General features: G+C 58.3%; 10 protein-coding genes. 7 read left to right on the top strand and 3 right to left on the bottom strand.

Translation table 11 applies throughout. The features are described from left to right. From EQG79_RS20445 to EQG79_RS20475, 7 genes are all read left to right on the top strand, one after another. On the top strand, positions 1–993 hold the full coding sequence (locus tag EQG79_RS20445; RefSeq protein ID WP_077923786.1) for a sugar kinase: 993 nt from the start codon (positions 1–3) through the stop codon (positions 991–993). A 26-nt stretch (positions 994–1019) separates the two neighbouring features. Beyond that, positions 1020–1685: a bifunctional 4-hydroxy-2-oxoglutarate aldolase/2-dehydro-3-deoxy-phosphogluconate aldolase gene (locus EQG79_RS20450; protein WP_129603591.1), complete on the top strand. Its 666-nt coding sequence runs from the start codon at positions 1020–1022 to the stop codon at positions 1683–1685. A 14-nt stretch (positions 1686–1699) separates the two neighbouring features. Beyond that, positions 1700–3208 (top strand): tagaturonate reductase, encoded by a 1509-nt coding sequence (locus EQG79_RS20455; RefSeq protein ID WP_129603593.1) that lies wholly within the window; start codon positions 1700–1702, stop codon positions 3206–3208. 136 nt (positions 3209–3344) lie between these two features. Then, positions 3345–4538, top strand: a complete 1194-nt coding sequence (locus EQG79_RS20460; protein ID WP_129603595.1) for a hypothetical protein — start codon at positions 3345–3347, stop codon at positions 4536–4538. Positions 4539–4621: 83 nt separating this feature from the next. After that, positions 4622–5065, top strand: coding sequence for a DMT family transporter (locus tag EQG79_RS20465; protein ID WP_129603598.1), 444 nt, complete (start codon positions 4622–4624; stop codon positions 5063–5065). Between the two features lie 167 nt (positions 5066–5232). After that, positions 5233–7281, top strand: a complete 2049-nt coding sequence (locus EQG79_RS20470) for a PAS domain-containing sensor histidine kinase (protein ID WP_129603600.1) — start codon at positions 5233–5235, stop codon at positions 7279–7281. A 95-nt stretch (positions 7282–7376) separates the two neighbouring features. Further along, the gene (locus tag EQG79_RS20475; protein ID WP_129603602.1) at positions 7377–9263 is read left to right on the top strand and encodes a PAS domain-containing sensor histidine kinase; all 1887 of its coding nucleotides are present in this window, start codon (positions 7377–7379) and stop codon (positions 9261–9263) included. Here the strand turns inward: EQG79_RS20475 and EQG79_RS20480 are convergent. From EQG79_RS20480 to EQG79_RS20490, 3 genes are read right to left on the bottom strand one after another with little or no spacing between them, the layout of a single operon-like run. Beyond that, complete coding sequence (locus tag EQG79_RS20480) at positions 9260–9862, bottom strand: biliverdin-producing heme oxygenase (RefSeq protein ID WP_129603604.1); 603 nt, start codon at positions 9860–9862, stop codon at positions 9260–9262. The genes EQG79_RS20475 and EQG79_RS20480 overlap by 4 nt on opposite strands. Beyond that, the gene (locus EQG79_RS20485) at positions 9859–10293 is read right to left on the bottom strand and encodes a response regulator (protein ID WP_129603606.1); all 435 of its coding nucleotides are present in this window, start codon (positions 10291–10293) and stop codon (positions 9859–9861) included. Before EQG79_RS20485 ends, EQG79_RS20480 begins: the two co-directional genes overlap by 4 nt. Beyond that, the gene (locus EQG79_RS20490; RefSeq protein ID WP_129603608.1) at positions 10286–12538 is read right to left on the bottom strand and encodes an ATP-binding protein; all 2253 of its coding nucleotides are present in this window, start codon (positions 12536–12538) and stop codon (positions 10286–10288) included. The genes EQG79_RS20485 and EQG79_RS20490 overlap by 8 nt, the downstream gene beginning before the upstream one ends. Positions 12539–12965: the final 427 nt, after the last annotated feature.

The following is a 12965-nucleotide window of genomic DNA, read 5'->3' on the forward strand; positions in this document are numbered from 1 at the left end:
ATGAAAATTATTACGTTTGGCGAAGTCATGCTTCGGCTGAGTCCACCGGGCGTGGAACGCTTTGTGCAGACCGACGTCCTCGACATGCATTTTGGCGGCACCGAAGCCAATGTTGCCGTTTCGCTGGCCCAGTTCGGGCTCGATGCCAACCACGTCACCCGCTTTCCTGACCACGCCCTCGGGCGGGCCGCAGCGGGCTACCTGCGCCGGTACAATGTCGGTACGCAGTATATCCGTTACGGCGACGGACGCCTGGGGCTTTATTTTCTGGAGACGGGAGCCGGCAGCCGGGCCAGCCAGATCATCTACGACCGGGTCGATTCGGCTTTTACCCGCATCCAGGCTGACGGGATCGACTGGGAAACGGTGCTGACCGGGGCGGCCTGGTTCCACTGGACGGGCATCACCCCCGCCCTGTCGCAGGGAGCAGCCGACTGTCTGCTGGCCGGTATCCAGACCGCCAACCGGCTGGGGGTTCCGGTTTCGGGCGATATCGTTTATCGGAGCAACCTCTGGCAGTATGGCCGTACTCCCCAGGAAATCATGCCCGCTCTGACCGAGGGCTGTACGCTGGTGCTGGGCAGCAAAGCCTTGTTTTCAGAACTGTACGGAGTCGTTGGCAGCACGTTTACCGAAGCCGGCCGGGCGCTGATGGAGCGTTTTCCGCGGGTCAAATACGTAACCGATACCAAGCGCACGTCGCTCAGTGCCTCCCACAACCGGCTGTCGGCCAAACTCTACGATGGCGAAACCGTGTTCAAGTCCCGTACCTATACCATGAACCCCATCGTTGACCGGATCGGTACCGGCGATGCCTACATGGCCGGGCTAATTTACGGGCTGGTTTCGTTCAACGATCCGCAGCGCGCGGTCGAGTTCGGCGCAGCCGCATCGGCCCTGAAACATACTATTCCGGGCGATGTCAACCTGGCCACGGTGGCCGAGGTAGAAACCCTCGAACGGGGCGATAGCTCCGGTAAACTGAAGCGGTAATTCCGCCGTAACCATTTTTCGTTCCTATGGCTCGTTTGTCCCGACTGTCTGTCTATCAAACCATACGCGAGGTGCCGCTGGTGCCCGTTTTTTATCATCCTGACCCCGAGGTCTGCGCGGGCGTACTCACCGCCTGCTACCGGGGCGGCATCCGGGCCTTTGAGTTTACGAACCGGGGCGATTTTGCGCACGAGCGCTTTGCGGAACTGAGCCGGCTCTGCGCCCGCGAGTTCCCCGACATGGCCCTGGGGGCCGGTACGCTGGTCGATGCGCCCACCGCTGCGCTATATCTGCAGCTGGGGGCCGACTTCGTAGTAGGCCCCAATTTCATCGAGGATATTGCCCGCGTCTGCAATCGGCGGAAGGTTGCCTACATGCCCGGCTGCGCTACCCTGACCGAAATTACCACGGCCCACGAGTGGGGGGTTGAGTTTGTCAAGATTTTTCCGGGCGATGTGCTGGGGCCGGGATTCGTAAAAAGCCTGCGCGGGCCCCTGACGTATACCAACGCTATGGTGACGGGGGGCGTTGAGCCGAACCGGGAAAGCCTGACCAAATGGTTCAGCGCCGGTGTGGTAGCGGTTGGCATAGGCTCCCAGCTTTTTCCGAAAGAACGACTCGATACTCGTGCGTTTGATCAAATAGAAGCCACTGTTAGCGACCTGGTTCGTATTATTGCCGAAATAAAATGACGCCCATTGACACTATGTCCCGACTAAACCGTACTTCTCACCCGGCCCCTACTCATCCCGAAAAAATTCTGCAGTTTGGCACCGGTGTGCTGCTTCGCGGTTTACCCGACTACCTGGTCCAGAAAGCCAATGAAGCGGGCCAGTTCAATGGCTCCATTGTGGTCGTTAAATCGACGGGTAGCCAGACCGACGAATTTACCGGACAGGACAACCTCTATACGGTAGCGGTGCGGGGGGTTCAGCAAGGCCAGAACGTGGCCGAAACAACCGTGATTTCCGCCATCAGCCGGGTGCTGGCCGCTCCGACGCAGTGGGACGAGATATTACGGCTGGCCCGGAATCCGGCCCTGCAGATCATTATATCGAATACCACCGAAGTTGGTCTGAACTACGTGGAAGAAAGCATTTTTCAGCGCCCCCCCGAGTCGTTCCCGGCCAAGCTGACGGCGTTCCTGTACGAGCGGTTCCGCAGCGTGGGTGGGTCGAAAGCCAAAGGGCTGGTTGTTATTCCGACCGAGCTGGTCACCGACAATGGGCTCAAACTGCGCGAGGCCGTTGAAAAGCTGGCTACGTTCAACGAACTCGGCAAGCTCTTCACCAAATGGCTCAAGTTTCATGTCCGGTTCTGCAATTCGCTGGTAGACCGGATCGTTACCCGCCCGACCGACGAGGCCCGGCAGGCGCTGGAAGCCGAAACGGGGTATGAAGATGAGCTGCTGACGTTCACCGAACCTTACCACCTCTGGGCCATCGAAGGCGACGACCGGGTACGGCAGATGCTGAGCTTTGCCAGCGACGCAACGCCCCAGATCATCATCGACGAAGACATTAACTTCTACAAAGAGCGGAAACTGCGGGTACTGAACGGCACCCACACGCTTACCATGCCGCTGGGCTATCTGCTTGGTCTGGAAACCGTGGCCGATGAGATGCAGCATGCCGATATGAGCCGGTTTGTTGAGTCGCTGATGCTCGACGAGATCGTTCCGACCGTACCCGACTACGGCACTCCCGGTATGGACAAAGCCGCCATCCGGCAGTTTGCCCTCGACGTGCTGGACCGGTTCCGCAACCCGTATCTCGATCACCTGCTGCTGAATATTTCGTTGCAGGAGACCGCCAAGATGCAGGCCCGTAACGTAGCCACGCTGCAGCGCTATTACGACCAGTTCAATACCGTACCGAAACATATGGCGCTGGGCTTTGCGGCTTATCTGCTCTTCATGAAAGCGGTGCGGGAAGAAGAAGGTCAGTTCATTGGCGAGATCACCGCCAGCGGGGGCGTTATTTCGTACCCGATCCGGGATGAAAAAGCAGCCTATTTCTACGGCGACTGGCAAACGGTCGATGTCAAAGAGGCCAGCACCGTGCATACCTTCGTCAAAAGCGTGCTGTCTGACGCAGCCATCTGGCAGGCCGACCTCAGTACACTACCCGGTTTTGTCGACGCCGTTGCCGAGAACCTGAACCGGCTGCTGAACGAAGGAGCCGAAGCCACACTACGCCAGCATATGACTGCCTGAGATCGGTATCGGCACTGATCCATATCGGTGTGTTAATCAAGCTTTTTGTTTGATTAACACACCGATTTTTTAGTTTTATAGGCGGTTACCAGCGTTGGCCGTTTATTGACGAAACAGCCAGAAAACCGATCAGACCATGAGCTGCCTACGAAGCCGGTATTTGTTTTTTCTGCTGTTCCCATTCGCAGCCAGCGCCCAGCGTCCGGCGCCCCCAGCGCAGCTCGCTAACCCCGCCGAAACGCGGCAAGCCTACCAGGCCAGCCTGACCCAGCTCCGGCAGGGCTACCCAGCCCGGTTTGCGGTGCCGGAGCTGTCTTTTTTTCTCTTCGGCATGGGCGACCGGCTCAAGCTCATCTACCGCAGCGGGCGGCTCCTCAACGCGCTCACCGGTAATATCGAAGAACAATGGACGGTAAAAAAAGAGGTTATCGTTCCGTCCGAATACACCGTTCATCTCGACCTGGCCGACGAACCGGGGCAGCCCCCCCGGTCTGTTCAGATTCGGGAAGATGAACAGGGCGTCTGGGTACTGCAACCCGGCAAACGCCCGCGCCTGATTCCCGGTACGCGCCGACCGCTGACACTGCCCCGCTTCGCCGACCAACCGTTCGGGCCTGTTCTGCGGGTGCTGCACCACGAAGTGCTGATCAACATCAGTGCTGGTCGGCCCCTGCCCAACTTTATGGTCTATGCCAGGCCCCGGTATCGGGACGCGGCCCTGATGGCTATGGTCCTGCGCGAAACTGGCAACCTGGCTCTGATACGCGACTGGATCATGGCCCTGCGCGATCCGCTCGATCGCTACCAGGATATGACCGGCGCCGATAACCTGGGTCAGGTTCTGTTTCTGGTGTCGCTGGTGTCGGACAAAACCCATCCGGTCGTGGCCGTGGCGCTCGACTCGTCCCGGCGAGCCATACCGACCCCGGCCGAACATGGCGTTTATCAGACTACCTGGATGAACTTCGGCCTGGCATCCCTTGGCCTGCCCAACCCCTATCCGGTGCCCAGACAGACCGATAGCTATGCATCGCTGTGCTGGTGGGCCCGGGCCGAAGAGCCGGTGCCCGCTCAGCCGGTTTCAGCCGCCGACCGGGAGCGCTATCCTTACCTGGCCTGGGCCAGCGATCATTTCAGAAGCCGCACCGGCAATCGGCAAAAACTGGCTCCCGTCGGTACTGCCGACTACCCGCTGAGCTGGGAAGCGCAAACCCGCGATGCGCATTATCCGGGGCTGACCGTACTGGACAAGGGGCTCGTGAAACAGAAACTGGCGGTTCTTCACGCCTGGCAGGCCGCCGAAATGTTTCTGGCTATTGCGCAGCCGTAGGCCGGTCAGGTGCCGCAGTATTTCAGCCCAAACGGGGATTGGATTCCGGGCAGGCTGACCGTTCAGTACTTACCTTTGCGGTCATGAATTACGTTTTTTTACTCCTTGCTTTCCTGACAGGACTCGCGATAACGGTTCAGGCGGGCGTAAACGCCAATCTGCGGCAGGCCATTACCAATCCGCTACTGGCCGCTGCCATCTCATTCGGAACGGGGTTCATGTCCCTGCTGCTGGTGCTGTTGACAACGAATTCGTCGGCTCCTTCGATCGATACGTTTCGGCAAATAAGCTGGTGGAAATGGACGGGTGGCTTTATTGGGGCTATTTACGTATCGACGGTTATTGCCAGCGTCCCCAAAATAGGCTCCGGTAACCTGGTCAGCCTGAGCGTGGCGGGACAACTGCTGGCCGCGGTTGTGCTGGATCACTACGGACTGCTTGGCTTCACCCTCCACCCCGCCAACGGCTGGCGTTTGCTGGGGCTGGTCCTGATCATGGCCGGGGTTCTCCTGGTCGTTCGCAATTAGGAACGCAGCCCTGACCGCTGGCCAGCAAACGCCATTTCTTTCTGCCGGGTATGTGCTCTCCTGAACGGAGGTCAGTATGGTGTATACCACTTTATCGATTATACCTATAGAAGACAAAGCTATTAAGCCTCATTGATTATCTTGCAGGATAAACCGACACGTAATTAATGACTGGCGAGCAGAAGCCTTTTAGTCGATACGATACCCTTGCCCTGGACCGATTGCAGTTTGCCTTGCAAGCCGCCCATGTTGGAACCTGGGATATTGATCTGGTCAATCAGCAGGTCTGGTGGGACGACCATTGCCAGGAACTCTTTGGTATTTCAGGAGCGAATCAGGTGCCGTTTGCCCAGGTACTGACGATGGTGCACCCGGCCGATCAGCTGCGGGTTGGGCAGGCCGTTCAGCGGGCCATCGACCAGGAGGAAAACGGCCGATACGATATTATGCACCGCGCCAACAGCGTTGATGGCAGCGAGCGCTGGTTACACTGCCGGGGCAAAGCCTATGTAAACGAGCAGGGGCTGCCTTACCGGCTGGCGGGTACGGTAGCCGACGTTACCGAGCAGGTTCTGGCCCGCCAGCAGGTCGATGCCAGCGAAGCCAGGCTCCGCTTCATCGTGGCGTCGGCCCCCATTGCCATCGCCCTGTTCACCGGCGAAGAGCTGGTGATCGACCTGCCCAATCAGACGTTTATCGACACCATCGGCAAGGGGCCCGACATTGCGGGCAAACCCCTGCGGCAGCTGATGCCCGAGCTGGAAAACCAGCCTATTCTACAGACACTCAGCGATGTATACACAAGCGGCACCCTGCACCAGAGCTTCGGTACCCCGGTTGATGTAGTGCAGCAGGGTGTACTGCGGCATAATTTTTACGATATCACCTATACGCCCATCCAGAATGCCGTTGGTCATACCTACGCGGTGCTGAACATATCGGTCGATGTAACCGAGCAGGTACTCGCCCGGCAAAAGATAGCCGAAGCAGAAGAGCGCTTTCGGGGCGCTATCGAACTGGCCGAGCTGGGTACCTGGGAAGTCGATCTGTCTACCGCCGAGTTTTGTTTTTCTGACCGGCTAAAAGCATGGTACGGGCTGCGGCCTCACGAATCCGTAACGGGCGAACATGTTTATCTGGCCGTTCGGGAAGCGGATCGGGCCCGGCTCTGGGCGGCTGCTTCTGACATCATAAGCCAGGCGTCGCCCAACCGCCTGTACGATGTTGAGTATACCATCGATGCCGCCCGCACGGGTCGTGAACGAATTCTACGGGCGCAGGGGAACGTATTCGTCGATGCCAGCGGACGGCCCACCCGAATCAGTGGTACCGTACAGGACGTAACCGAACAGCGCTGGGTGCAGCTGGCCCTGGAACGGGAAGTGCAGGAACGCACCGAAGAGCTGGCGGTCATGAACCGGGAACTGATGACCACCAACGAAGAGTTTATGGTCGTCAATCACGCGCTCGAAGAAGCAAACAACGACCTGGTCCGGTCCAATCAGAACCTGGAGCAGTTTGCCTACATTGCGTCTCACGACCTGCAGGAACCGTTACGCAAAATTCAGCAGTTTGGCGATTTGCTCAAGATCCGCTACGCCGACTCGGCGGGCGACGAACTCGACTTTCTGAATCGGATGCAGTCGGCGGCCGGCCGCATGTCGATCCTGATTCGGGATCTGCTGGCGTTCTCCCGCATATCGACCCGGCAGGCCTCACTAACCCCGGTGGCGCTCAGGCAGGCGGTTGAGCAGGCTCTGGATAACCTATCGGTATCCATTGCCGAAACAAAAGCGCAGATTGACATTCACGACTTACCAGTCATTCCGGGCGACTCTTTGCAGCTGAGTCAGCTCTTTCAGAACCTGCTATCCAACGCCATCAAATTCAGCCGGCCGGGGGTTACGCCACACGTGGTGATCAGCAGCCACCCGGTGCAGGCCCGCGAACTCCCTCCCTCGATCAAGCCAACCCGGCTGGCGGCCGCTTACCACCGCGTCGAAGTAGCTGACAACGGCATTGGGTTCGACGAAAAATATACCGACCGCATTTTTCAGGTGTTTCAGCGACTGCATGGTAAAAACGAATTTGCGGGTACCGGGGTGGGCCTGGCCATCTGTGAGAAGGTAGCCGTCAACCACGGGGGAGGCATTACCGCCAGCAGCCAGTCGGGGCAGGGAGCCACGTTTTCGGTTTACCTGCCCGTCAGCGAATGAGCCGGAGGCTGGTCTTTTGTTATTAAATACTTATTACTTGCGTTTTGGACGCTACTCAACAAATATCGGAAAATAGCCTCATCGAAGCGTCAGCTTTGTCCACGTCGCCCGTAGCGCTGTTGCAGGGAATCCTGAACGCATCGCCGGGCTGTGTGGCGTATTACGAGCCGGTTCGTTCATCCGACAACGAACCCGGGCAGGTCATCGATTTTGTATACCGGGTGGTCAATACCCGGCTGTGTAGCCTGATTGGCCGGCCCGTTGATCAGCTCGTTGGCCAGCAAATGACTGAGCTTTCGCCGACGGTTAAAACCAACGGTCTCTTCGCGCGATACGTCCGCGTGCTGGAGACCGGAGAGGCCGATAGCTTTGAATCGACCTACCTCGCCGACGGCACCGAAGGCTGGTACATGATTACCGCCGAGCCGCTGGCCAGCGGTCTTGTTGTCTCGCTGATCGACATCACCGATCGGAAACAGGCCGAACTCCACGCCCGCCGGCAGGCCGACGAACTGCGGGCTACGCTGGATGCATCGCTGAACAGTATCCTGCTGATGCGGGCCATGCGGGATGCGGCTGGTCAGATCATCGATTTCCGGATGGAAACCGCCAACAAATCGGTGGTTAACAGCCTGTTTCGGCCACCCGAAGAGCTGGTTGGCCAAACGCTGCTGTCCGTCTTTCCGGGTAATGTAGAGTCGGGGTTCTTCGCCTTATACGCCCGGGTGGCCGACACGGGTTATTCTGAACAGGCCGAATATTATTACCAGGACAAGAACGGATTTCGGGGCTGGTTCGAAGTATCGGCCGTTCGGCAGGAAACCGACCTGATTGTTCTGACCTTCAACAACGTGACTGCTCAGCGGGAAGCCCGCCTGGCTCAGGAAGGCCAGACGCAGGTGCTACAGGCTATTCTCGACCACTCGCAAACGGCCATTTCGCTACACGAACCCGTTCGGAATGAGCAGGGTCAGATCGTCGATTTTCGCCCCGTGCTGGCCAACCGGCAGGCCCTGCTGAGTCTGGCCCCCCTGACCGACGTGATTCCGCAGCAGTCGGTTGCCAACATCCAGCAAACCGATGAGTTTGCCCGCTACGTACGGGTCATCGAAACAGGTCAGCCCGATTCGTTCGAGTTAGCCTATAACAACCGCTATTACGCCATTACCATTGCCGGCGCCGACGGGGGCGTGGTTACCTCGGCCGTCGACGTAACCAACGACCGGCAGTACCGTTTCGAGCTCGAGGCCGTCAACCGGACGCTGCAACAGTCGAACGAGAGTCTGCAATCCTTTGCCTACGTAGCCAGCCACGATCTGCAGGAGCCGCTGCGCCGGATCCAGGCCTTCAGTGATATTCTCCAGAACCAGTTCGAAGACAACCTGTCGGAAGGGGAACGCGACATGGCCCGGCGCATTCAGAAGTCGGCCAACCGCATGCAGCTGCTGATCAAGGATCTGCTGGCCTATTCGCAGGTGGCTGCCCACCGGGACCCTTACGCTGCCGTTGACCTGAACGACGTATTCGACGATGTTGTCAGCGACCTGGACGTGTCGATTGCGGAGAAAAAGGCCACCGTTCAGGTGAACCCGCTCCCTACCGTTCAGGGGAGTGCGTCGCGCCTGCGGCAACTGATGCAGAACCTGGTATCAAACGCCCTGAAGTTCAGACGACCCAGCGTAGCGCCTTTTGTTCAGATCGACGCCCGCCCGGCCCAGCCCGGCGAGCTGCCCGAAAGCCTGCCCGACAACGTACCTTTCTGGCTCATCAGCATAACCGACAACGGCATCGGTTTCGACGAGAAATACAAGGATCGCATCTTCCAGCCTTTTCAGCGGCTTCATAACGTAGCGACCTATAGCGGAACGGGCATTGGCCTGGCCATTTGCCAGCGCGTTGCCGAAAGCCACGGCGGAGCCATCGACGTCAGCAGCCGCCCCAACGAAGGTACCACCTTCAGGCTGTTTCTTCCCGTTTCCTAAACCGACGGGTCGGCCTCGGCAAGGTAAGCCTGCGCCCGGGTTTGCGGGAATAGCGTCTGATAGACTAAAAAGGCCTGGCGGGCACCTTCCACTACATCGGCCGGTTCCGCATCGGCGGTGGTCAAGAACGTCCCGAACAACCGCCAGCGCTGCCCCGTGTCGGCGCCATAGCCGCGGTAAAAACGCGCGTTCTCCAGCAGGCTATCGAGAAACGGACTCTGGCGCAGCAGGTTCCAGACGGTTTTGCCACCCAGCATAGACCCCTCGCCCACGTAGGCAGCCCCCAGCAGCCAGGCTGGCGACCAGTCTTCGAACAGAGAGGCAGACACCGCATCTGCCGACAGCCCCGTTTGGGCCAGATCGTTCAGGAGCCAGGGTGTTTTCCGGCGCGTATCGGGTTCGTAATCCTGAAAAAAGGCCGGATGCCGATCGATAGCCTGCTCCAGCGACCCGTGAAACTGCGCATGCATCAGCAGCAGGTGGCGGTACTGATCGACCGAGAGCGTACCGGCCCGCAGCGCATCGGTGTACAGCAGTTGTTCGGTCTGCTCGTGGAGCGGCCGGGTCTCCTGCCGTAGTTGTTCATGAAGTGTATTCATTGATTTCCGAATCGGGTGTTGTCATTCAGCCAGAACTCGCAGAGCCGCTGCAACATCACGCCCGTCGCCTGATAGCTGCCTGGTTTTACGAGATAGGCATTGATCCCCGCGGCATACGCCTGTTCAATATCTTTGGGGTTATCGGATGTACTGAACGCTACGATAGGTAGCCAGCGGGTTCGTTCTTCGGCCCGAATCACCTCCAGCACGTCGATGCCGCTCATACCATCCAGATTCAGATCCAGCAACAGCAGCTTGGGCAGCGAAACGTCCTGGTTCGCATGGTCAGCCGGCGGGTTCGACAGGTAATCCAGCGCTTCCGAACCACTGTTCAGTATGGTGTAGCTGACTGGCAGGTTAAGCTTCCTGATCAATCGACAGAAAATGTCAGCATCATCTATATTGTCTTCTACATATAAAATATCAGTCATGATATACGCTAGCCTGATCGATTGGAAACGAAACAAAAAACGCAGCGCCCCGATTGGGTTCGCTATGATACCAGATTTTTCCGCCATGCCGGTTGATAATCCGCTTGACAATGGCTAATCCGACCCCCGTTCCTTTGAAAGAGCGGGCATTTTCCAATCGTTTGAACAAATCGAACATCTTACCGGCCCCTTTCATATCGAAGCCGATACCGTTATCCGTCACTGAATAAATTACATCGTCGGCCGTTTGCTGACCGGTTACCACGACCTTCCCCTCGGAGGCCGAGCGGGTATACTTGGCCGCGTTGGCCATCAGGTTCGTAAACAGCTGGCGCACCATGACCGGATCGGCATGAAGGGCCGGAGCCGCGTCAATATCGAGGGTCAGCACCCGGTCTTTTTCGGTAATCAGAATCTCTTCCCGAATCGTTTGCAGGAGTTGCTCCATATCAATCGGCTGGGCGTTGATTTCGGTGCGTCCCATGCGCGAATAGAACAGGATATGCCGAATCAGCGCCCGCATACGGTCCGTAGAATCCACGATTTTCTGGAACAGCACCTGCGCATCGGGGTTCAGCTCAGCACCGTGCTCTTCCTGCAGGATTTCGGCATAGCAGCGGATCGACGACAGGGGCGTACGCAGGTCGTGCGAAACGGTATAACTGAAGGCATCCAGCTCTTCGTAGGCCGCCTGGAGCCGCTGGTTGAGCAGCCGGATTTCGTTGGCCTGCCGGGTAACTACCTGCAGCACATCTTCCCGGAGCTTCACGGCCGCCGACACTTCGGTCTCTGTCCAGGACTCCGAGGTGTTATGAACCAGTTCGGTCCAGGCTTCGAAGCTCTTGCGCGGGCTGATGCGGGCTTGCCCGTTGTCGCTTACCGTCACCGGTTTCTCGGGATTACCGGCCCAGGTCACCTGCTGCACCTGCTCCGGCTTGAACCAGATCAGGTATTCGTTCAGCTCCCTCGACAGAACGACGGCCAGTATACCCGCCCCCGTCTCGCGAAAAGCTTCGGCCGCCGGGTAAAGCCGCGGCAGCTGGCTGGTTTCGATGATCGAGTCGGTGGTGTTGGTCCTGAGCCAGTCGGCCAGGCCCTGAATAGCGGCTTCGCCGGGCGTTTGCCCCAACGGATACTGTTTGTTGTTGAAGAGCAGCACCGCCCCCGTTGCCCGGGTCAGATCCAGCGCCGTCACCGAACGTCGGGTCAGGGCCTGTACGATATCGCCATCGAGGAGGAGCTGCTCGTGTAGTTTTTTTCCGTTCTCCCGGCTCAGCAACAGCTGCGCCTGGTCTTCTTCGTCTTTTCGGAACTCCAGTGCAGCCGACAGCAGCTGGCTCACGAACCGGGCCGACTGCCGGGCCCCGTAGCCCACAAAGCGGGGCGAGTAATGGTGACACGACATCAGGCCCCACAGTTCGCCCCGGTACAGCAGCGAAATGCTCATCGACGCCTGAACCCCCATATTTTTCAGGTACTCGATATGCACCGGCGATACGGCCCGCAGCGACGACTGAGTCAGGTCGAGCGGCTGATCATCGGGCCAGCCGGGTTGCGACAGTATGGGGGCGGGCGTGCTGCCAACATCGGCAATCAGTCGCACCAGATTGATCTTGTAGAGTTCGCGCGCCTGCCGGGGAATGTCGGAGGCCGGGTAATGCAGCCCCAGAAACGGTTCCAGATGCGGTTCTTTCTCTTCGGCGATGACCTGCCCGTGCCAGTCGTCGGCAAAGCGGTAAACCATAACCCGGTCGAAGCCGATGATGGTTTTGACCCGCCGGGCGGTGTTTTGCAGCAGCTCGACCAGCTGCCGGCTCGATTGCATTTCGGTCAGCGCTTCGGCAATCAGCCGCTGGTTGAGCGAAACCAGCTCCGGCTCCTGAACGGGCTCCCACTCGAGCAGCAACAGGCCGTTATACTCGTGGACGATCAGGTTCCAGGGGTGGCCGTTGATCCGCAGGGCCTGCGGGTTAATGGTATCCCAGGAGTGATTGCGCTGCCCTACGTTCAGCAACTCGACCAGGGTACTGGCGGGCAGGTCGGTCTGGGCCAGCAGCACCTCGATCGACTGGCCCAGTACGTCGGCCACCGGCTGGTTGATCAGATCCGGCAGGTTGGCACTCGCGTGTACAACCAGGTAGGTGTCGGGCCGTAGCGCCACCAGATAACCGTGTGACTGGATATGGCCTAAGATATGAATGGGTTCCTGCTCGCAGTTCGTCAGGTCAACGTTGAAGTGAGTCATTCTGTGTAAAAACGGCATTTGTTGCCTGGTCAACTGCTAGCTAGCCGACCCCTGTTGATGGCAGTAAAAGCATTACGATAGGCAATATACGTCATATATGCTAAATGTACCAACCAGGCTATACTACTAACTGCCAGGAAAGCACCCCAAGCCCCATTGGCCCGGATAAATTTACCCATCGGCCCGGTTGGTAGTCTTCCGAAGAGCGGGCCCGACACCCGTTTCAGCACGCCTACGGCGCTACCCATGAACCAGTTGACCGGCACACAGGCCCGGCCCGGCGTTACCCTGGATCGACCTTATAAATTACTTAGAAATAAATTATAAAAAACTTATAATCAATTATTTACAAATCAATCTCTAGCCATACCGGGTTCATTTATAAAGGCTGTCATCGCACATAGCCATAGTACACCCGGTCCTGAAG

The sequence above is a fragment of the Spirosoma sordidisoli genome, from assembly GCF_004138325.1.
Lineage (GTDB): Bacteria > Bacteroidota > Bacteroidia > Cytophagales > Spirosomataceae > Spirosoma > Spirosoma sordidisoli.